Here is a 21,780-nt window from a genome sequence, read left to right on the forward strand (position 1 = left end):
TGTCAATTCCAACTTTGTCACTCCGGTAGGAGTCTCGATATATTTTATAACCCAATTAATGTAGAGTATAGATTCCTTCGGAATGACAAACTGGACGGATAGACTTTACGAATAAATAATCTGCTCAATCAGCAAAACCTGTGAGAAAGAGTATTCAATAGGAATGGGCTATAATCCAGAGCTTAGTCGAAGGGAGCCCATTTAAGATTAACAAACATCATTCAACGGCTTTAGCCGAAACTTAAAATATAAGATTTTACTAGGCATTAAGCATTCCCAATTCTCCAAAATGCTTTTTAAACTTCTGTATTTTCGGACCTACCACAGCGCTGCAATAGGGCTGTGTAGGGTTCTCATTATAATATCCCTGATGATATTGCTCTGCCGGCCAGAATTTGTCGAATTGAGTTAATTCCGTTACATAAGTACCAGTCCATCTTCCAGACTCCTGAGATACTTTAATTGCTTCTTCAGCTTTTGCTTTCTCTGCATCATCTTTATAATAAATGACAGAACGGTATTGGGTCCCGATATCATTTCCCTGTCTGTTAAGTTGAGTAGGATCATGAAGGAAGAAGAATACATCCATCAATTGCTCATAAGAAATAACAGCAGAATCATAAGTGATTTGAACTACTTCAGCATGTCCTGTCTCTCCTGTACAAACTTCCTGATAAGTCGGGTTATCTTTATGTCCGCCGGAATATCCTGAAATAGCAGATTGTACTCCTTTAAGCATATTGAAACAGCTTTCCACACACCAGAAACATCCACCTCCGAAAGTAATCTGTTCTAAATTATTGTTGTCCATTTTGGGTAATTATATTGTTTTATTATCCTTTCCTGATCCGGAAAAGACCAATCAAAAATATGAAAAACTTTTTCATTTGAACATGCTTTTACGTCTTAAACTCAAATTACAATGATAGATGTAGCAAATGGTTTTAAACACAAATAACACCAATGCTTTCACAAATAACACAAGGAAAATAGAATGTAATTTCTCGTATTTAATCTCTGCAAAGTTTTTTAAGACAGTTAGTATTAGCAATGTCATGCTGAGCTTAGTCGAAGCATCTCAACGACGATGAATTTATATTCTCATATTCTAGTTTTAAACACGAATAACACCAATGCTTTCACAAATAACACAAGGGAAATAAAGCGCAATCATTTGTGAAAATCTGCGCAATCTGTGGGAAAAAAGAAAGCACCCTAAAAAGGATGCTCTATATTATGTAAAAGACTTTCAGTTATTTTTCCCAAACCAAAGCACTCGCTCCAAGAATTGCAGCATCTGCTTCGTCAAGTTCACTGAATACCAGTTTTACTTTATTTCTGAAAATTGGAAGAAGGTTTCTTTCCATATGAAGCTTAGCAGGCTTTAAAATAAAATCTCCAGCTTTGATAACTCCTCCGAATAGAAGAATAGCTTCCGGTGAAGAGAACATTACAAAATTAGCTATTGCTTCACCCAGCTTCTGACCTGTATATCTGAAAACCTCGATAGCAATTGGGTCTTCTTTGATAGCACATTCGTATACTGTTTTAGAATTGATTTCATCTTCAGGATATTGATTCAGCATAGATTCCGGGAACTCCGCTCTCATTTTCTTTGCTGTAATGGTAATTCCTGTAGCAGAAGCATAGGCTTCCAGACTTCCTTCAGAACCTGTGCTCCAGTGTTTTCTCCCGCCTGGCTTTACAATCGTATGTCCCAATTCTCCGGCAAACCCGTCATGTCCATAGATTAAGCTTCCGTTGGCAATAATTCCACTTCCTACTCCTGTTCCCAGGGTAATCATGATGAAATCTTTCATTCCTCTTGCAGCTCCGAAAAGCATTTCTCCCAGTGCCGCAGCATTGGCATCATTGGTTACTGTACAAGGAAGACCGAATTTTGCCGTCATCAGCTCAGCGAAAGGAATAACACCTTTCCATGGAAGATTAGGGGCAAGTTCTATGGTTCCTTTGTAATAGTTCGCGTTTGGTGCGCCTACTCCGATTCCGTCAAAGTGTGCTTCAGTACCATACTTTTCCATCATTGGACGAACATGTTCATATAAAGCATCGATGAAATCTTCCACTTTGTCATAGGCATCAGTTCTCAGATTTCCTTTATTCAGAACTTCACCACGGTGGTTTACGATTCCGAATTTAGTATTGGTTCCGCCGATGTCAACTCCAAGGGCAACTTGTTTTGATAAATCTATTAATGACATTTCTATTATTAAATTCTAAGGGCTAAAATTATAAAAAAGATTGTATTAATGGATTATTAAGTAGGTTTTATTTAATACTTTAAGCTGTTTTTATTGGTTTTTTCTTTTTTCTTCCCCACCAGATCATAAATCCGGTAACCGGAAGAGAAGCACAGATAATACTTACAATAAAAGCAATAATCTTGGTAGGAAGTCCTAAAATAGCTCCTACGTGAATATCATAATTGGCGCTCACCACCTTTTCTCCAAAGTTTTTATCTTTCGGATCATGAGTATGTAGCAATTCTCCAGAGTTTTCATCAAAGATTAAGCTGCTGCTTTTATGGTAAGAATAAGAAAGGTGCTTCACATACACCTCAAAGTTAGGATGTTCGTGGTCATCCATGTGCGGATGTCCTAAATCTATAGCAAAACCATAGGAATCCGGATATTTTGTCTGTACGGTATTGATGATTTTATCCAGTGTTCCTTCTGTTCTAAGCTCGATAGGAGCTTTTGTTTTAATGTGTGAGAAGTCGGGATACTTGGTTTCTCCACCAGAAAATATCACATAGATCATTGCCTGTACTACGAAAAATGCATAGAAAAGTCCTGTAATTGAGAAGATTAAAGCAAAAATAGATGCGTAAAATCCTAAGACATTATGAAGGTCGTAGTTTTTTCGCTTCCAGCTTTTAATATTTTTCCATTTGAAAGCAAAACGCTGTTTTCTTGCGGCTTTGTTCTTTGGCCACCATAGGATAATCCCGGAGATCAGCATGATGATAAAAATGATAACAGGAATTCCCACGACATACGTTCCCCAATCCTGTTTCAGAAGGTAGCTCCAGTGGATCATTTTTACAATATTGAAGAATCCGTTTTTTTCATCATAGACTCTCAGTACCTTTCCTGTGTAAGGATTTACATAAGCCTGTTTGTAGATGGGAAATTCATCAAAATAATTCCAGGCATCCGTATTATGCTCATACCAGAAGAACATATAAGATTGCGTCTTGTCAATAGGAACATTTACCCAGTGGATAGGATATTTCTCTTTTACCTGTTGCGCAACAGCCTTTTCCATTACTCTGATAGGAAGAACCTGTTTCTGCTCAATATTTTGCTCATGATGGTAGATAACATCTTTTCGGGTGATGTTTTCCACTTCATCTTTAAATACATATAAAGCTCCGGTAATGGAGATAATAAAGATCAGAAATCCTATTCCCAACCCGAACCAAAGGTGCAGCTTGGCTGACCATTTTTTGAAAAAGCCCGGTTTCTTTTTATGATGATGGTTTTTCTTCATATAACAGTAAAAAGTAAAGCAAAGATATGCTTTACTTTTTATTTAGATTAATTAAAATTTGTATTCAATCATGAATGTCCCTCTTAGTCCAAGAGCATTGGTGAAGTCACTGTCTCTTGCAGTCCACCATGAAATAGCAGGTTGATATACTTTGTTAAAAATATTTTCAACACCTAATGACAATCTCCAGTTGTTGTTAACTTCATAACTTGATTTGAAGTTAAAGACAGTATATTCAGGAACATATCCTTCACCATAAGCATACAATCCCGTTTTAGCATTAGGCTCGAATCTGTTTTGCTGGAAAGAGTGAAGCATATCAACCCCAACGGATAGAGCAGGAACAGGTCTTGCCTGAACATAAGCCAATACTTTAGGTGCAGAAATTCTGCTGTTGTTAATCTTGGTAGAATAATCACCGTCATCTTTTACAGAGGTAATTCCTTCCATCCAGCTGTAGCTTCCACCAAACTGAATCCATTTTGTAGGCGTAAAGTGTAAAAATCCTTCCACACCGTATACAATCTCGGGAGATCTCTGAATCATTAATGCTCTGTCCGGACTTTGTACGAATGATGCTCCCAGTTTAGAGGTACTCACATAAGAAGTTAATTCATAGTTCAACCAGCTGGAAAGTTGTCCTGTTGCTCCCAATTCGTAGTTGTTTACGATAATTGGTTTTGTTTCCAGGCTTTTAATGGTTTCAGAAGTTGAGGTTCTTAAAATTCTTCCTAATTCATTGATAGAGTAGGCTTGTGAGAAGCTTCCGAAAAGATTGATATAAGGTTCAATATTGTAACGAATTCCAATATTTCCTACCAATGCATTGTAGTTCAGTTTTCCACCAGCTACAGGAATACTCTTCGTGAAAGTTCCGTCACTTTTAAGGGTGGAAAGGGTATTGAAGTCATCTACATTTACTTTGATGTTTTCGTAACGAAGTCCTCCTTTAATGGTTAATTTTTTGAACAGATCAATTTTTGCCAGTACGAAAGGTGCAATATTAGTCATGTTCATATTCGGAGTCCAGAAACGGCCGTCTTCCAGTTTTTGTACTGTTTCATCATTCAGAATATCAGCTCCGTAGATGATTTCTGCCTGAGAGTTAGCTGAATTCCAAAGTTGAGTATCAAAATTGAATCTTGCTCCTGCTTTTTTTGAAATGACATTAGACTGTCCACCATTGAAAAAGGTATCGCTGTATCCGTAAACGGTTTTGAAATCCTGATAGTAAAGGTTGATATTTAAAGAAGTTCCTGCAAACAGGTTCTTATTGTCATAGCTCACTCGGATATTGTGGTTTTTTGGAGTTCCCTGAGGGGTTGTTTCCAATCCTTTTCCAATTCCTTCACCAATGGTAGGCGTGATACCGTATTTACCTGTTTTTAATCCTACATTCAGATCTGATCTTGAAGAATAGCCGATGTAAGACGCTTCGATTCTTTGATTTTCGTTGATGTCATAACCTACTTTCAATAATCCATTATAGTTGTCCATCTTGGCAATACTGTACGTAGGGCTTATTAAAACACCGTCTCCGTCTTTTGTATATCCTGTTCTTTCGTAGGCTAATGAAAGGGTATAGTCAAACTTTTTGATCTTTCCGGTTAAAAGCTGGCTGGCTCTTACTCCTAAAGTACCACCGTAAGGCTGTCCTGTAAGACCAATCTGCGAAATTCCGGAGATCTTTTTATCTGTTTTGTTTCTCTTTGTAATATAATTGATGATCCCTCCGTCTGCTCCGTTACCATAGATGGAAGAAGCACCTTTGATCACCTCAATTCTTTCGATGGCTGAAGGGTCAATAGTCCTTAAATCTCTAGCTCCGTTACGAAGTGGGGTAGACTGTGGAATTCCATCAATCAAAACCAAAACCTGGCGACCTCTTAATGTCTGTCCTGAATTGGAAGTCTGTCCTGAATTGGTTCCTAAACTGGGAACAGTGTATTGCAGAATGCTTGTAATATCTGAGTTCACAGTCAGCTGAGACTGAATCTGTTTTTCTCCTACCACTGTAATGGAGCTTGGAACTTCTTTGATATTTTCCTTTTTTCTGGAGGCGGTCATGACAACCTCGTCTACATTTTTAGTTTGTAAACTATCTTTTACCTGAGCAAAAACGGTAGTAGTTCCTAAGCAGGCAGCTGATAAAAGCACTTTTTTCATTATATTTTCTTTCCTTTTTTCTTTCTTTTTCCCCACCAAACCAGGAATCCGGTTACAGGGAGTGATGTACACGTAAGGCCGGCCATAAACCAGATGACCTTTCCAATGATTCCGAAGTAGGATCCGGTATGGATATCATAGTTGGCGTTGGAGTATTTCTCGGCAGTAGTAAGTTTGTGATGAGGTTTGTTGGCCAGTAGTTTTCCAGAGTATTTGTCGAATGTCAGGATGTTTCTTTCACTGTATCTTCCATCCATTCCGTAAACTGTTACCGGAAGATTTTTCAGTTCTTTTCCTTTTTTATTCTTTCCGTTTAGGGTAATTCTGAAGCTTGATGATTTTGCGTACAGTTTTTCGGTTTGGGCTGCAGCAAGATCAAAAACAGCTTCATTCTTCGCCATCAGGGAGTCCGGAGATTTTCTTTCTTTTTCTTTTGGAAGTTCCCATGAACCGGATAAAGCAAAAGTAAAGGTGTTTTTTACATAGGGATACGCAAAATAAAGCCCTGTAACACTTAATAGCAATGCAATAAATGATGCATAGAACCCTAAGATATTATGAAGATCGTAGTTTTTACGCTTCCAGTTTTTTACATTTTCCCAGTTGAACCAAAAGCGTCCTTTTCTGGCATTTTTATTTTTAGGCCACCATAAAATAATTCCTGTTATCAGCATAACGATAAAAAGAACGGTTGGAATTCCTACCGTATACGGTCCCCATTCTGAATTAAGCAAAAGTCCCCAGTGGATATATTTCAAAATATTGAATACATCGTATTTTTCATCATAAACAGCAAGGATTTGCCCGTTATATGGATTCACATAAGCTTTTTTATTAATACGTACCTGCTGGAAATAGTTCCATCCCTTTTTGCTTTTTTCATAGTACTCAAACTGGTAGGATTGATTTTTATCCAAAGGAATTTCTACAGCGCTTACAGGATATTTTTCATTAAGTTCCAGTGATACCTTTTCACGAAGCAGATTAATAGGTAAAGGCTTTGTCCCGATATCTTCTTTTTTCAGATAAATGGCTTCTTTGCGCAGACTATTCTGTATTTCATCCTTAAAAACATATAAAGTCCCCGAAAGAGAGACTATAAATACAATGAAACCAACAGATAAACCAAACCACAAATGTAGCTTGGCAGACCATTTTTTTGAAGGAGCTTTCTTTTTATGGTGATGCTTTTTTCTCATAGCAAAAAGTTAACCCCGTGAGGGGCTAACCTTTGATTTTTTAAAATTTATATCCTATTGATAATCTCCAGTTACGCGGAGCATTGTAGATCCATGCATATTCGCCGGCATCTCCTCTGTACCCACTGTACAATTTTCTGTTAAGGACATTATTCAACATTAGATTGACATCAAATTTCTTAGCAACATAGGAAACCCCGAAGTTGGTATCAAAATAATCCGGAAGGCTCTGATCTTTTGTAGCACTTACTCCAAACCAGGATTGTCTTCCTCCCTGATACTGATAACCGGCTGAAATTCCGAACCCTTTCATAAGACCATTTTCAAATCTATAGTTAATCCAGGTATTCTGAACATTTTTTGCATTCCCCGGAGATTGGATACCAATTCTTGTAGGATCTGTGTCTTTAACGGTTTTTGCGTCTGTATAAGCATAGTTGATGATAATATTCAACCCTTTGATGATTTCTCCTTTGATATCAGTTTCGAAACCTCTTGCTCTCTGCTCACCTGTAGCAACCTGGAAAGGAGCTCCATTATTTTCATTTGAATTTCCGGCAACAAGAATATTTTGTCTTCTGATTTCGTATACTGCGAAAGTAGAGTTCCATTTTCCTCCGAACCAGTCTTTTTTCAATCCGAATTCAATATTCTGTCCTCTGAAAGGATCTGTAATCAATGTCTGATGAATTCCTGTTCCGGATTGTGGTACGAAGGTTTTGTCATAAATCCCGTAAGCAGAGAAGTTTTCATTGATAGAATAACTAATTCCTACTCTTGGTGTAAATTCTCCTGCTTCATCCGGTACGATAGGAGTACCTGGGCTTAGGTTAGGATATGCAGAATAAGTTTTTCCGCTTGTATATCTTCCTGCTAATGTTAATCTTAACTTATTATTAAACATTTCAATCTGATCCTGAGCATAATATGAAGTATATTTTACGCCCTGGTCATTATAGAATGGAGCGGAAGTGTTCAATGTATAAAAGTCAGAAGAAGGAAGTTTTGAAGGATCTACTCCATAATTTACATTATAAATATTAATAGGGAATGGTCCTCCGGCAAAAGATGAAAAGTCTGCATTATACTTTCTGTCTCCATAATCAAATCCGGCAATAATTTTATGTACAATGTTTCCTGTGTTAAGCTTACCTCTTACATAGGTTTGGAAAATGTGATTTTTTCCTTTAGCCTGCCAGTTGCTTAATGTTCTGTTTAAAACATCTTTATTATTAGGATCAAAAGTTCCCCACCATGAACCTCCGTCATAATTCAGGTCCATGTACGCATATTGAGTACTCCAAACCCAGTCTTTGAAAAGCTTCTGATCTAAGCTTAAAAATAAACTCTGATCCTTTACTTCAGTTTTCTTGAAGTTCGGGTCATTAAAGTTGGTATGTACATTCAGTGAAGCGTATCCGTCGTTAGACATCAGATAAGCTCCGGGCTGATTGAATTTTAAGTATTGATAGTTATACTGAGCGGTAAATGTAGTGCTCTTTGTAGGTCTGAAAGTAATAGACGGAGCAACAATGATTTTGCTTGTTTTATCATTTTCCACCCAGGAATTGTTGGAACTTCCCATTAAATTGATACGATAGTCTGAAACACCGTCTTTTACAAGAACTCCGTCAAGATCAGCTTCACCTCTGAAAAGATTATAGCTTCCCGTTGTGAAACGCACACTGTTGGCAAATTTTCCGGTAGGCTTTTTTGTAACTACATTATAAAATCCGGCAGGATCTCCCATAGAGCCCATAAATCCGGCAGGACCTTTTACGAACTCTATTCTGTCTATAATAGATGCGTCAGGATTAATAGGTCCCCAAGTAGAAGAGACATTCATTCCGTTCATAAAAGTAGAAATACTGGCACCTCTCATGAATACATTGGAATATACATTATCCCAGTGTTCTACTTTTCTTGCCCCACTTACGTTACGAACAATACCTTCTGACATGTTCAGGGTCATCTGGTCAGCAAGAACCTGAGAACTTACAGACTGTACATTCTGAGGAAGCTCAAGAATCGGAGTCTGAATTCTCAATGAACCTGAGACTTCATTCAGTTTGTATTTCTGATAATATCTTCCGTTAACAACTACTTCTTCAATATCGTTGGATTTGATGGTGTCTTTTTTTTCCTGTGCAAAATTGAACATGGAAGTTAATAATGCAGCTCCTATTGTTATTCTTTTCATTGTTTATAAGGGGAATAATTTATTCTAACAGTTTTAAAATTTATAAGTGAAACTACCCAATACATTGGCAAGAGCCTGAGCATTAGCAGTTGTATATCCGCTCCAGTAGTGTTCGTTCGTAAAGTTGTCTACTTTTACCCCGATTCTGAATTTTTTAGTATCATAAAATGCGTTAGCATTCAATACCAGATATTTTGGAAGGATGAAAGTACCCATCGTTGTAGAGTTAACAATTTTGTTGTCGCTCGCGTAATTTCCTCCAACTCCGAAGCCAAGTCCTTTTAATTTTCCGTCAAGGAACTGGTAGCTTGCATTGAAGTTAACTAACCATGGAGATGATGCTGTAGCAGGTCTTCTTCCGATTACTGTTTCATCAGCTTCCGTATATTTCATATCGTTGTAGCTTACTCCGGCGATAACGGAGAATCCTTTGATCAGATAAGCATTTGCTTCCAATTCTACTCCCTGGCTTCTTAATAAACCAGCCTGATTTTGTACAGCCTGTCCCGTTCCTGTCATTTCACCAGTATTCAGAAGGGTATTTTTTACCTGAATATTATAGTAGCTTAAAGTTGTAGTAACTCTTCCTTTGATAAGGTTTGTTTTGAAACCTCCTTCAAACTGATTGGCTCTTTCTGGTGTTGAAAGGGTTACGCCTCCTGTTTTATCTGAAGTATAATATCCATTTACTGAAAAACTATTCTGGAAGTTTCCGAAAACGGATAATTTTTCAGGAAGAATCTGATAAACAACTCCGAATTTTGGTGACCATGCTCCCTGGCTAAAAGAATCAGTAAGTTTTTGTCCGGTTTGTCCTCCTTTGAAGTTTACACTTTCGTATCGTACAGAAGTAAGAATATTAAGCCCTTCTACCGGAGTGATGACGTTGGAGATATAACCACTGTAAATATCTCTTTTTCCTTTGCTTATATAAGTGTTGTTTTTCTCAAAATCAGACCCGCTTTGTAGTGCTGTGTATTTTGCTCCCAATGTCTGGCCATTCATATTGGAATAATCTGTGGCATTAAATGGTACCCAGTCAAAATCTGTAAACAGAAAATACTGATTATCATTCATTCTCATATAATCAAAACCTGCTACCGTTCTGTTTCTTACGCTTCCGATATTAAAATCAAAATTGAAGTTCTGTTGAAGCTGGAAATATGTTCTTTTGCTGTCTTTGGTTGACTGGTCCGCTCTTGCTACCCCAATTTCTGAACTGTTTAAAGGGTTTGGGGCAAAATAAAAATAAGGGTTAAATCCGTCTGAATAAGAATAAGAAGTACTTACGTTTGTAGAGGATTTGATATGTTCATTAATCTTATAATTAACCTGTCCAAAGAAGTTTCTTGCTTTACCCACCGTTTTAAGACCTTCTCCGGTATAAGACTGTTTATAGTTATAACCCAATTTCTCCAGTTTATCCATGCTGTCTGCGCCAAGCTGTGAACTCGGATAATAAAAGAAGAAAGCGGTTTCAGGATATGAATTGGTTTCAAACATTTCCAGCTCAGCATTAATCTCTAAATTATCTGTAGGACGGTAAGTAAGGGATGGAGTGAATGCATAGAAAGAGTTCTTTGCATTGGTTCTCTGGAAAGTTCCCTGGTTGGTATAGGCTGTATTTAATCTGAATAATAATTTTTTATCTTTCGTAAGCGGTGCATTCACGTCTGCCTGCACTCTGTAGTAGTTATAGCTTCCACCTGCCAGAGAAACAGCACCTGCAAAAGTTTCAAAGGGTTTTTTAGTCACTCTGTTCACGACTCCTCCGTAAGAGGTCAGATTACTTCCGAATAAGGTAGCAGAAGGTCCTTTTAAAACTTCAATTCTCTCTACATTAATAGCGTCCATAGAAGTAGTAATAGGAGCTACCATACCATTTCTGATAGAGTTTCCAGCTACAAAACCTCTTAAGTTAAGATAAATACCTCCGTCTCCTGCTCTGTTTGTAGCACTCCACATTTTCTGGGCACCTGCAACGTTTCTGAATGCATCATCTACGGTAAATAACAATTGGTTTTCCAGTATTCCTTTATCAATGGAAGAATATACCTGAGGATCCTCTATAGCTTTTAAAGGCATCTTATTAGAGTATTCACTATCTTTCTTTACATATGTATTGATGATTACTTCGTCAATGCTTTTAGTGGTTAATGTATCTTTTTTTTGGGCAGAAACCAGCATTGTTCCCAGAGCGGAAGCACAGATCAGTACATTTTTCATGAAAGTCAAATTTTCTGCAAATATATTATTTTTAACTGTTCTAAATAAATAATGAGATTGATATTTATCATAAAATTATTATATACTGAATAACAAAAAACCGCTATGGCCAATGCCAGAGCGGTTTTTGTATGATATTATTAAATTTTTCTTAAGCTGGAATTTCTCCTTTATATAAGAAAGAAATAATTTCTTTGTTTAATTTATCGATCATTTCACTGAATAAGTGGAAAGATTCCTGCTTATAAATTACCAGTGGATCTTTCTGCTCGTAAACAGCTCCCTGAGAAGATCTTCTTAAGTCGTCCATCTCACGAAGGTGAAGCTTCCAGTTTTCATCGATAATTGATAAAGTGATATTCTTTTCAAAATCGTTCACTAAACTTTCACACTGAGTATCATAAGCTTCTTTAAGATCAGCTACAATTGTCATTGTTTTGTGTCCGTCTGTGAAAGGAACCTGGATCATTTTGAACATTGAACCTTGATTTTGGTATACATTCTCAATGATTGGGAATGATTTTTCTTTCAATAGGTTCAGCTTCATTTTATAGTCTTCCTGAGCTGCTTTGAATAAAATATTCGTCAGATCCTGAACGTTTTTATTATTAAAATCACTTTGAGAAACCGGAGATTCCATTGTGAATGTTTTAATGATTTCGTATTCAAAATCTTTATAATTTCCTGAAGCTTTTCCTTTCGCAACGATAGAATTGGCAACATCGAAAATCATATTCGTGATATCATATTTCAAGTGGTCTCCGAATAAAGCGTTCTTTCTTCTCTTATAGATTACGTCACGTTGTTTGTTCATTACGTCATCATATTCAAGAAGTCTCTTTCTTGTTCCGAAGTTATTTTCTTCCACTTTTTTCTGAGCTCTTTCAATAGACTTACTGATCATAGAGTGCTGAATTACTTCTCCTTCTTTATGACCCATTCTGTCCATCATTTTAGCGATTCTCTCAGAACCGAACAAACGCATTAAGTTATCTTCAAGAGATACATAGAACTGAGAACTTCCCGGATCTCCCTGACGTCCTGCTCTACCTCTTAACTGTCTGTCAACACGTCTAGAGTCGTGTCTTTCTGTTCCGATGATGGCTAAACCTCCTGCATCTTTTACTTCTTTAGAAAGTTTAATGTCGGTACCACGACCTGCCATGTTGGTTGCAATGGTTACAACTCCCGGCTGTCCTGCTCCAGCTACAATTTCTGCTTCCTTCTTGTGAAGTTTCGCGTTCAATACCTGGTGTGGAATTTTTCTTAATTGAAGTGCTTTTGAAAGTAACTGAGAAATTTCAACAGAAGTAGTACCTACCAATACAGGTCTTTTCTGTGCTGTTAATTTTTCAATTTCTTCAATTACAGCATTATATTTTTCTCTGTTCGTTTTGAAAACTAAGTCCTGCTTGTCATGTCTTAAAATAGGACGGTTGGTAGGAATTACCACAACATCTAATTTGTAGATTTCCCAAAGCTCTCCAGCTTCTGTTTCTGCTGTACCCGTCATCCCCGCAAGTTTGTTGTACATACGGAAATAGTTCTGAAGCGTAACCGTTGCAAAAGTTTGAGTAGCGGCCTCAATTTTTACATTCTCTTTCGCTTCGATCGCCTGGTGAAGACCGTCTGAATAACGACGTCCCTCCATGATACGACCTGTCTGCTCATCAACGATTTTTACTTCACCGTCAATCACCACATACTCATCATCTTTTTCAAATAATGTGTATGCTTTCAATAGCTGGCTCATTGTGTGAACACGTTCGGATTTTTCAGCAAAATCAGAGAAAAGTCTTTCTTTTGCTTCAAACTCTTCTTCTTTAGAAAGGTTTTTAGCTTCTACTTCAGCAATCTCAGTTCCGATATCCGGAAGTACGAAGAAGTTTGGATCAGAGTTACCCTGAGACATGTATTCAACACCTTTGTCTGTAAGGTCTACCTGATTGTTTTTCTCCTCGATTACGAAGTAAAGATCTTTATCTACAATCGGCATATCACGGTTGTTGTCCTGCATATATTGCGCTTCAACTTTCTGAAGCAATGCTCTGTTTCCGCTTTCCGATAAGAATTTGATTAATTGTCTGTTTTTTGGAAGACCTCTGTATGCCTGAAGTAATTTGAATCCTCCTTCTTTTGTATTTCCTGCAGCGATTAATTTTTTCGCTTCATTGAAAATGGTAGAAACGGTTTTCTTTTGTACTTCAACAATTCTGTCGATAGAAGGCTTAAGAACATCAAACTCTTGTCTGTCTCCCTGAGGAACCGGACCAGAGATGATCAATGGTGTTCTTGCATCATCTACCAATACAGAGTCAACTTCATCCACGATAGCAAAGTTTAATTCTCTTTGTACCAGTTCTGAAGGTGATGTCACCATGTTGTCTCTCAAATAATCGAAACCGAATTCGTTATTCGTTCCGTAAGTAATATCTGAGTTGTATGCTTTTCTTCTTCCGTCAGAGTTCGGCTGGTGGTTATCGATACAATCGATAGACATTCCGTGGAACTGATAAAGAGGTCCCATCCATGCGGAGTCTCTTTTTGCAAGATAGTCGTTCACGGTTACAACGTGTACTCCTCTTTCCGGAAGTGAATTTAAATAAATAGGTAATGTTCCTACCAAAGTTTTACCTTCACCGGTTGCCATCTCGGCAATTTTACCACTGTGAAGAATAACCCCTCCGATAAACTGAACATCATAGTGGACCATATCCCAAACTACAGGAGTTCCGGCAGCGTCCCATGAGTTTTTCCAAACAGCTGTGTCTCCCTGAATGCTAACGAAATCTTTTCCTGCAGCAGCAAGTTCTCTATCCCAGTCACTAGCTGTTACACGAATTTCTCCATTCTGAGCCCATCTTCTTGCCGTTTCTTTGATCAATGCAAAAGCTTCGGGAAGAACCTGAACCAGAACTTTCTCTTCAATTTCGTATGATTCTTTCTTTAGAGCCTCAATTTTTGTGAAAAGAGCTTCTTTTTCATCAACATTGGTTGAAGTTTTTATCTGCTCTCTTATCTGTTCTATTTGAGCTGTGATCTTACTGGTTGCAGATTTTATATTCTCTTTAAACTCAGCAGTTTTTTGTCTCAACCCATCATCCGACAATTGTTGAATGTTAGGTTCTACAGCTCTGATTTTTGTTACAACTTTTTTTACTTCTTTTAGGTCCTGCGCTTTCTTGTCTCCCAAAAACCCTTTAAGAACTTTGTTTAAAAAACTCATAAATTTTTTGCTTTATGCTTAATGCAAAATGCTTTAAGCGTTTTAAATAACACTTATCGTGTAAATTAATATATAAAAAGGGCAAAAAAGCTCTAAGCAAGCAGCCTAAAGCTTATCGCTTTATTAATATTCGTCCTCGTTCCAAAGGAAATCCTCGTCAGTAGGATAGTCACTCCATACTTCTTCGATAGATTCATAAATTTCTCCTTCATCCTCGATTGCCTGAAGGTTTTCTACTACTTCCATTGGTGCACCAGTTCTGATTGCGTAGTCAATAAGCTCTGCTTTTGTCATTGGCCAAGGTGCGTCACTTAAATATGAAGCTAATTCTAATGTCCAGTACATAATTTTCTAATTTTTTGCAAAAGTATAAAAATAGGTTGTATAATAAACTTTTTTATACTTGATTTTCAATTCTTTTTATAATTTTTTCTTATAAATGACTGTCACAAACTGGCTGGCAGCTGTGTCAGCAATTTACTTATTGTCGTTTTCTCAAAAACCATTCCACAAATTTTTTTATGCCATTTTGGAAGTCTGTGGCAGGTTTATACCCTATTAAATCCTTTGCTTTGGTAATATCGGCATTCGTTTTTGTGACATCACCAGGTTGCATTGGCAGAATTTTTCTGATAGCGCTTTTTCCAAGTGTCATTTCTATAGTGGCTACCATCTCAGATAAAGTGATGACCTGGTTTTCTCCCAGATTCAGGATTTCGTAAACCCCGGAATTGTTTTCCAGATAAAGGATAGATTTGGTAATTCCATCTATGATATCATCTATATAAGTATAGTCTCTGGCCGTATTTCCATCGCCATAGAAAGGGATTTCCTGATTCTCCGAAATAAGCTTTGCAAACTTGTGGATTGCAAGATCGGGTCTTTGTCTTGGTCCATATACCGTAAAGAACCTGAGCTGGATCATATCTATATGGTATAGATTATGGTAAACATGTCCTATAACCTCTCCACTTTTCTTGGTTGCCGCATAGGGTGAGATAGGATTGTCTACATTGTCTGTTTCAGCAAAAGGAACTTTTTCATTATTTCCATAAACACTTGAAGAAGATGCACAAATGAATTTTTTAATATTAAAATTCTTACACAGTTCCCAAAGATTCATAGTACCACGTACATTCACTTCTTCGTATTCAAGAGGGCGTTCAATAGAGGGACGCACTCCGGCAAGTGCTGCCAGATGAATTACCATATCAATATGATGATTCTTAAAGATGTTTTCAAGACCTTTTTTATCACGGATGTCCTGCCAATAGAGGGAATATTGGTCAGAATGAGTGAGGGAAACCAAACGCGGAATATCCGTCTCTTTATCTGAGAATTCAAAATCCGAATTTTTACCGATTGACTCTAAAGTATTTTTAATTTTTACCTGATAGTCATAGAAATCATCAAAATTGTCAATGTTTATGACAGAATGTCCATTTCTTAATAATCGTTCAACTAAATGGGAACCGATGAACCCACTACCGCCTGTTACAAGATAAACCATTTGTATTTTTTATGAGTACAAAAATATAAATTTTACTTTTTGAAAAATATAATCATTAAATTTACTTAAAAAAGTAATACAAATATAATATGCAGTTTCAAGGGCAAATTTTAAAGATGACAAGCGTCGATGCTAAGCCAATCCAATACTACCTCAATCTTTCTGGAGATCTGATCCATATGAATGAGCTGTTTGGAAAGGAGTTAAGCATCAAACATACCGGATTTCAATGTGTAAATTGCGGACTGAATAAGCCTATTTACAGAATGGGATTCTGCAAAAGCTGCTTTTTTGAAAGCCCATATGCCAGTGATACCATTATTCGGCCTGAACTTTCTACAGCGCATTTAGGAGTTGCAGAACGTGATCTTGAGGTGGAAAAACAAATTCAGCTGCAACCACACACGGTTTATCTGGCTTACACCGGAGATGTAAAAGTAGGAGTGACCAGAAATACGCAGATTCCTACAAGATGGATTGATCAGGGTGCGACTTTTGCATTGCCTATTGCAAGAACAGAAAATCGTTATGAAGCAGGAATGATAGAGGTGGCTTTAAAAGAACACCTGGCAGATAAAACAAATTGGAGAAAGATGCTGCAGGACGATTTTGAAGGAGAAGTAGATCTTGCTGATTTCAGACAAAAAATAAAAGAATATTTTCCTGAAGACTTCCAGAAATTTTATAGAGAAGGAGAAGAACTGTGGATGTTTGACTATCCTTTTGAAAAACCGGAAAAAGTTTCATCATTTACATTAGATAAAAAACCTGAGTTTACAGGAAAACTTACTGGAATTAAAGGTCAGTATCTTGGATTTGAAGGAGGAAATTTTATCAATGTAAGAGGGCATGAAGGGTATGTAATAGAACTGGAAATAAAGAACTGATCTATATAATAGGAAAAGAATCAAATCACAAAATATGAAAAAATGGGTTAAAAGGCTATTAATAAGTTTCGGAATCCTGGCAGGAATTCTTCTTGCTGCGAATTTCGGACTGAATCTATGGCTCAAAACCCAACTTCCGGAATACATCAAAAAAAATACAAACTATAAAGTTTCTTACAAAACGCTGGATGTTGATCTGGGAACAGGAAATATCTTTGCAACAGGAATCACGGTAAACAGTAAAGATCCGCAAAATACAGACGTTATCGGCCTGCAGGGAACTATTGATACCTTGAAGATAAGCCGTTTTGGAATATATGATGCTCTTTTTAATAAAAGAATCAGCTCGTCAGATCTGTTGCTGGCAAAACCTGTTTTAAACATCATTCTTGCAAAACCTATTGATCGTAAAACCGGAAAGAAAAGGAATCCGGTTTCATTTGAAAATATAAGGATCAACGAAGGTAAAATTGCTGTTTTCAGGTATACAAAGCAGAAATTTCTATCCGTACAACAACTGGATTTGTTTGTAGAAAATTTACAGATGACGGAAGAGTCTGTAGAAAATAAATTACCCGTCGTTTTTGACAAATACAGCATCAAAGGAGAAAAATTCTTTCTTCGTCCAGATGAAACATATGCTATTACCATCGGTAGTATAAATACAACTAATGGGCAAATGGCTGTTGAGAATTTCAGGCTGACTCCGTTGCTCTCTTTTGCTCAGTTTAAAAAGTTTTATCCTAAAAAGGCTCAGTTATTTGAATTTTCCGTTCCCAAAATGGATTTTACGGAGGTCATTTTAAATAAAAACAAAGTTTCACTTACGAATGCAGACTTCCAGAATCCTGCTCTGAAAGTCTATAACACAGGAGTAAAAGCTAAAAAAGCTGAAAAGAAATCAAATTTTGAAGTTGATTTAAAAAATATAAAGCTGAATAATGCCATAGTAAAGGTCACAAAGCCGGATGGAAATAATCTTCTGTCAGTCGGGAATCTTACTGTAAATATCAATCAGCTGATGTTTAATAAAGAAACTTCTGAACAGGTTATTCCTATAGGATACAAAGATTTTACCATTGCAGGAAGGAATATTGAATACTCCAACACTCAGAATATTACAGTAAGAAGTTTAGGGTTGAAGCCAACAAATGGGGAAATCTGGGATGTTGTATTGACACCAGGCCATCCTGCAACAGGAAAAGCAGCGGCAGAGTTAAAAACAAATCATATTGCTTTTAATATCAATAAACTGGAATTCGTTGATAAAAAACTAAATGTTGATCTTAAAGATCTTCTCGTAGAAAATGTAAACGGAACTTTTAAAGCAGGTGAAAAAACAACTAATAAATCTGCCGGACCAGGGATTATTAATTCCATTATCATAAGAAAAACATCCTTAAAAAACTCAAACATTACGTATGATAAAGGAAAACAGCCTTTGACTTTCCATGATCTTAATGCAACGGTAAATAATATTGAGTTATCACCTAAACCCAATCAGACAGGGTTGTCCTTCAAAGTAAAAGATTATTATATCACTACCAGAAACCTGGCTTATAAAACACAGTTTTACAATATGAGCCTTGGGCTTATTAAACTGAATAAAAATAAGGTACAGATTAACAATTTTGCCATGAAGCCTCTCGTTTCAAGAGCACAATTTATCAAAATGATACCCGTTGAGAGAGATCTGTATGATTTAAAAGCCGGACAAATTACTGCAAAAGGAGAGTGGGATCTGTTTTCTCACAACAAAATGGTTAACGCCTCCCAGGTAGACATTGAGTCTGCAAATGCCAATATTTTCAGAAGTAAAATTCCCAAGGACGATCCGAAAATAAAAGCATTATATTCTAAAATGCTGCGTTCTATTAAAATTCCGATGACCATTCATCATCTTGATCTCAAAAATTCTGTTCTGGTATACGAAGAAGATACTCCGGAAAGTATGGGACCCGGAAAACTGACCTTCAGTAATTTTAATATGAACGTTAAAAATCTGAACTCTGCTAAAATAAAAGGAAAACCCACAAAAGTGGACATTAAAATCAATTGTTCTTTCATGAATCTTTCCCCGCTTTCTGTGAACTGGAACTTTGATGTAGCCGATCAGAATGATAAATTTGCAATCTTTGGGAAAACGACCAATCTTCCCGCAAGTGGAATCAATCCCTTTATCAGACCTTATCTTCATGTGACCGCTACTGCAGGAACTATTCAGGAAATGCTTTTTAGCTTCAAAGGAAACCCTGCCGGATTACACGGAACTTTTAATCTTAAACATAAAGACTTAAAAATTGCAGTATTAAATAAGAATAACCATGAGAAAAAAGGGTTTCTAACAGCCGTTGCTAATGTTTTTCTGAAATCAAACTCAGGAAATTTCCCTGATGCAGTTACAGTAGAAAATGTAGAACGTGATCCTACAAAGTCTTTCTTTAATCTTTTCTGGAGAGGAATTGAACAGGGATTAAAGAAAACCCTTATTGGTAAAAATGTAGAAAAGACGGAGAAAAAGGTGAAGGAGGCAGTTTCTTCTGTGAAAGATATGAAGCAGTCGGTAAAAGAAATAAAACAGGAAATAAAAAATAAAAAAGAAACTCCCCAGCCGGAAGAAGAGAAAAAAGAAAAGAAAGGTTTTCTGAATAATATATTCAAGAAAAAAGAAAAGGCCGAAGAATAATTCTTTAAACCATTGCGTCTGCTTATTCATTACCATTTATATAAAGAAGGCAATGTTTTAATAAAAACGAACTTAATGGTTTAAAAAATCAATATAAGAGAGATTTAATTAAAAATTGAATTCATCACTTTCCAAAATAGGAATATCCCTTAAAAACTTATCGAACTCTTCACCTGGATAATTGCTGTCTGCCCCGTAAGAATCTATAATCATTCCTCGGTTTCCTGCATTATCCTTTACCACATAAAGTACTGCATTATCATCTGGATTGCTGTCCCCTTCGAAACGATATGTTTTTAAAATGACCAACTCAGCAGGCTGATAAATTCTGTCTGAATTCTCAAACTTCATTTCACAATTTTCATTCATCCTGAATTCCCTTTGTATTCCTCTTTCAGAAAGCGTTTTCATAACTTCGCTTAAAGTTGTCATTCTATCAAAATTCTCTGAATTTTCCATAATAATATTTTTATTTTTAAGTACAATAATTAAACCATTGCAACTTCTAAATATAAGAAAAATAGCAGATTGTAATTTTCCTAAAAATAAAGTTTAATGTTAACAAAATTTATAATTTGAAAAAATAAAATAGGTATGCTTTTTGCAATGGTATCAATAATAAATCAAAGAAAATATGAAAAAAGAAGTTGGAGTTTTACTGGCAGGGGGAGTTGGTCTTTTGGCAGTATTAAGTTTAATTAGCATTAAAAAAATTTTGACAAAAAAAGATAAAAAATATAGTGATTCCTATTCGGACTATCACAGACACTTTGATGAAAAGAACCACGACGACGAAACACACGGAGTGGAATTTTACGCAGTGAAGTAGTAAAAAAATATATTTAATTATGTTTAAATCCAACGCTTTTGAAAGTGTTGGATTTTTTTGTGGAAAACTTTAATGTTAAAACTCATTATTTTATAAAAATTCCATTCTAATTTTACATCAGAATGCAAAACGAAAATTTCATAAAAGGTCAGGGAGCTCAGCGAAACGTTGTTAATCGTTTCGACAGGTATACCTATGAGCCTGAAGATGAAGATTTCGAGACTGTGAAGACCTCTTTCACGGAAGTATTTCCCAAAACCATTGTCAATCAGGTTAAAAGCGAAGATCTTCCAATGGAATATTCCATGAATCCTTATCAGGGATGTGAACACGGCTGCTCTTACTGCTTTGCAAGACCTACCCACGAATATTGGGGCTATAGTGCCGGGATCGACTTTGAAAGAAAAATCATGGTTAAGAAAAATGCTCCTGAATTACTGGAGAAATTTTTTCAAAAAAGAGGCTATAAAGCCGCCCCGATTCTTTTGTCCGGAAATACCGACTGCTATCAGCCGGCCGAAAGACAATTTGAAATTACCAGAAAATTACTGCAGCTCTGTCTTGATTACAGACATCCTGTCAATATTCTGACAAAAAATGCTCTGGTGCTGAGAGATCTCGATATTTTAAAACCAATGGCAGAACAGAATCTGGTATCTGTTTCTCTAAGCATCCCAACAATCAATGAAGAACTGAGACGAAAGATGGAGCCGAGAACAAGCTCAGCAAAAAATAAATTAAAAGCAGTTGAAATTCTTTCTGAAAACAATATTCCCGTACATGTAATGGTAGCGCCCATTATCCCAGGGCTCAATAGTGATGAACCTTTAAATATATTGAAAGCTATTTCGGATGCCGGTGCTTTGGGATTCGGATATACCCTCGTAAGGCTAAATGATACCGTTGAGCCGGTTTTTGTGAACTGGATTGAAACTCATTTTCCGGACAGGGCACAAAAAGTTTTAAATCTTATCCGCTCCATGAGAGGGGGGAAACTTGGCGATAAAAGATATTTTGAAAGACAAAGAGGAGAGGGAAATATTGCAGAAATGATTCACACCACCTTTAAGATTGGTAAAAAGAAGTTTTTTGAAGGTAAAGAATTTCCAAGGCTTTCAACATCTAACTTTACCGGAACTCGCGATCAGCAGCTTAGATTGTTTGATTAAGCTTATCTTATATATAGTGTAATCTTGTTGCCATTTCTTCAAACTCTATTGCACTCAAACCCTCAAACCCTCCAACTCTCAAACTCTCAAATTCTCAAACTTTATTAGGAGCTTCATCCTGCTATCCATTCATACTCCTCGCGCCAGCGCTCTCCCACGCTGTCACCCT

General features: G+C 36.7%; 15 protein-coding genes. 4 read left to right on the forward strand and 11 right to left on the reverse strand.

Features of this window, described 5'->3' with window-relative positions:
• Window positions 1-259 precede the first annotated feature (259 nt).
• The 10 genes from msrA to NK356_RS22345 all read right to left on the reverse strand — a co-directional run bounded on the left by msrA (window position 260) and on the right by NK356_RS22345 (window position 16,040).
• Entirely contained in the window at window positions 260-811 is a 552-nt protein-coding gene (gene msrA, locus NK356_RS22300) for a peptide-methionine (S)-S-oxide reductase MsrA (protein ID WP_253318089.1), read from the reverse strand.
• A 442-nt stretch (window positions 812-1,253) separates the two neighbouring features.
• Window positions 1,254-2,222 (reverse strand): ROK family protein, encoded by a 969-nt coding sequence (locus tag NK356_RS22305; protein ID WP_253318090.1) that lies wholly within the window; start codon window positions 2,220-2,222, stop codon window positions 1,254-1,256.
• A 79-nt stretch (window positions 2,223-2,301) separates the two neighbouring features.
• Window positions 2,302-3,513: a PepSY domain-containing protein gene (locus tag NK356_RS22310; RefSeq protein WP_034693861.1), complete on the reverse strand. Its 1,212-nt coding sequence runs from the start codon at window positions 3,511-3,513 to the stop codon at window positions 2,302-2,304.
• A gap of 51 nt (window positions 3,514-3,564) precedes the next feature.
• Entirely contained in the window at window positions 3,565-5,679 is a 2,115-nt protein-coding gene (locus NK356_RS22315) for a TonB-dependent receptor (RefSeq protein ID WP_253318091.1), read from the reverse strand.
• A complete protein-coding gene (locus NK356_RS22320; protein ID WP_253318092.1) occupies window positions 5,679-6,878 on the reverse strand; it encodes a PepSY domain-containing protein in 1,200 nt (399 codons plus the stop codon). Before NK356_RS22320 ends, NK356_RS22315 begins: the two co-directional genes overlap by 1 nt.
• 40 nt (window positions 6,879-6,918) lie before the next feature.
• On the reverse strand, window positions 6,919-9,078 hold the full coding sequence (locus NK356_RS22325) for a TonB-dependent siderophore receptor (protein WP_253318093.1): 2,160 nt from the start codon (window positions 9,076-9,078) through the stop codon (window positions 6,919-6,921).
• A 33-nt stretch (window positions 9,079-9,111) separates the two neighbouring features.
• Window positions 9,112-11,304, reverse strand: coding sequence for a TonB-dependent siderophore receptor (locus NK356_RS22330; protein WP_253318094.1), 2,193 nt, complete (start codon window positions 11,302-11,304; stop codon window positions 9,112-9,114).
• Window positions 11,305-11,455: 151 nt separating this feature from the next.
• The gene (gene secA / locus NK356_RS22335; RefSeq protein ID WP_034693854.1) at window positions 11,456-14,530 is read right to left on the reverse strand and encodes a preprotein translocase subunit SecA; all 3,075 of its coding nucleotides are present in this window, start codon (window positions 14,528-14,530) and stop codon (window positions 11,456-11,458) included.
• Between the two features lie 123 nt (window positions 14,531-14,653).
• Window positions 14,654-14,875 (reverse strand): DUF2795 domain-containing protein, encoded by a 222-nt coding sequence (locus NK356_RS22340; RefSeq protein ID WP_002662059.1) that lies wholly within the window; start codon window positions 14,873-14,875, stop codon window positions 14,654-14,656.
• 136 nt (window positions 14,876-15,011) lie between these two features.
• Window positions 15,012-16,040, reverse strand: a complete 1,029-nt coding sequence (locus NK356_RS22345) for a GDP-mannose 4,6-dehydratase (protein ID WP_253318095.1) — start codon at window positions 16,038-16,040, stop codon at window positions 15,012-15,014.
• 89 nt (window positions 16,041-16,129) lie between these two features.
• On the opposite strand from NK356_RS22345, the gene NK356_RS22350 reads away from it, so the two are divergent.
• Both NK356_RS22350 and NK356_RS22355 read left to right on the forward strand, forming a co-directional pair.
• The gene (locus NK356_RS22350; protein ID WP_034693849.1) at window positions 16,130-16,927 is read left to right on the forward strand and encodes a DUF2797 domain-containing protein; all 798 of its coding nucleotides are present in this window, start codon (window positions 16,130-16,132) and stop codon (window positions 16,925-16,927) included.
• A 34-nt stretch (window positions 16,928-16,961) separates the two neighbouring features.
• Window positions 16,962-19,613, forward strand: a complete 2,652-nt coding sequence (locus NK356_RS22355; protein ID WP_253318096.1) for a hypothetical protein — start codon at window positions 16,962-16,964, stop codon at window positions 19,611-19,613.
• 108 nt (window positions 19,614-19,721) lie between these two features.
• Here NK356_RS22355 and NK356_RS22360 read toward each other — a convergent pair whose 3' ends face one another.
• Complete coding sequence (locus NK356_RS22360) at window positions 19,722-20,072, reverse strand: hypothetical protein (protein WP_034693840.1); 351 nt, start codon at window positions 20,070-20,072, stop codon at window positions 19,722-19,724.
• 175 nt (window positions 20,073-20,247) lie between these two features.
• On the opposite strand from NK356_RS22360, the gene NK356_RS22365 reads away from it, so the two are divergent.
• The gene (locus NK356_RS22365; RefSeq protein ID WP_034693837.1) at window positions 20,248-20,442 is read left to right on the forward strand and encodes a hypothetical protein; all 195 of its coding nucleotides are present in this window, start codon (window positions 20,248-20,250) and stop codon (window positions 20,440-20,442) included.
• Window positions 20,443-20,564: 122 nt separating this feature from the next.
• Window positions 20,565-21,611, forward strand: a complete 1,047-nt coding sequence (locus tag NK356_RS22370) for a PA0069 family radical SAM protein (protein ID WP_034693834.1) — start codon at window positions 20,565-20,567, stop codon at window positions 21,609-21,611.
• The last annotated feature ends 169 nt before the right edge of the window (window positions 21,612-21,780 follow it).

This window comes from Chryseobacterium sp. S0630 (assembly GCF_024158915.1).
In the GTDB taxonomy this organism is placed as follows: Bacteria; Bacteroidota; Bacteroidia; order Flavobacteriales; family Weeksellaceae; genus Chryseobacterium.

Excerpts from the sequence above, each read along its gene's own strand:
- NK356_RS22315 (WP_253318091.1), bottom strand. The coding sequence starts at position 5,679 with ATGAAAAAAGTGCTTTTATCAGCTGCCTGCTTAGGAACTACTACCGTT.
- NK356_RS22320 (WP_253318092.1), bottom strand. The coding sequence starts at position 6,878 with ATGAGAAAAAAGCATCACCATAAAAAGAAAGCTCCTTCAAAAAAATGG.
- NK356_RS22365 (WP_034693837.1), top strand. The coding sequence starts at position 20,248 with ATGAAAAAAGAAGTTGGAGTTTTACTGGCAGGGGGAGTTGGTCTTTTG.
- NK356_RS22350 (WP_034693849.1), top strand. The coding sequence starts at position 16,130 with ATGCAGTTTCAAGGGCAAATTTTAAAGATGACAAGCGTCGATGCTAAG.
- NK356_RS22325 (WP_253318093.1), bottom strand. The coding sequence starts at position 9,078 with ATGAAAAGAATAACAATAGGAGCTGCATTATTAACTTCCATGTTCAAT.
- msrA (WP_253318089.1), bottom strand. The coding sequence starts at position 811 with ATGGACAACAATAATTTAGAACAGATTACTTTCGGAGGTGGATGTTTC.
- secA (WP_034693854.1), bottom strand. The coding sequence starts at position 14,530 with ATGAGTTTTTTAAACAAAGTTCTTAAAGGGTTTTTGGGAGACAAGAAA.
- NK356_RS22340 (WP_002662059.1), bottom strand. The coding sequence starts at position 14,875 with ATGTACTGGACATTAGAATTAGCTTCATATTTAAGTGACGCACCTTGG.
- NK356_RS22360 (WP_034693840.1), bottom strand. The coding sequence starts at position 20,072 with ATGGAAAATTCAGAGAATTTTGATAGAATGACAACTTTAAGCGAAGTT.
- NK356_RS22345 (WP_253318095.1), bottom strand. The coding sequence starts at position 16,040 with ATGGTTTATCTTGTAACAGGCGGTAGTGGGTTCATCGGTTCCCATTTA.
- NK356_RS22355 (WP_253318096.1), top strand. The coding sequence starts at position 16,962 with ATGAAAAAATGGGTTAAAAGGCTATTAATAAGTTTCGGAATCCTGGCA.
- NK356_RS22330 (WP_253318094.1), bottom strand. The coding sequence starts at position 11,304 with ATGAAAAATGTACTGATCTGTGCTTCCGCTCTGGGAACAATGCTGGTT.
- NK356_RS22370 (WP_034693834.1), top strand. The coding sequence starts at position 20,565 with ATGCAAAACGAAAATTTCATAAAAGGTCAGGGAGCTCAGCGAAACGTT.
- NK356_RS22310 (WP_034693861.1), bottom strand. The coding sequence starts at position 3,513 with ATGAAGAAAAACCATCATCATAAAAAGAAACCGGGCTTTTTCAAAAAA.
- NK356_RS22305 (WP_253318090.1), bottom strand. The coding sequence starts at position 2,222 with ATGTCATTAATAGATTTATCAAAACAAGTTGCCCTTGGAGTTGACATC.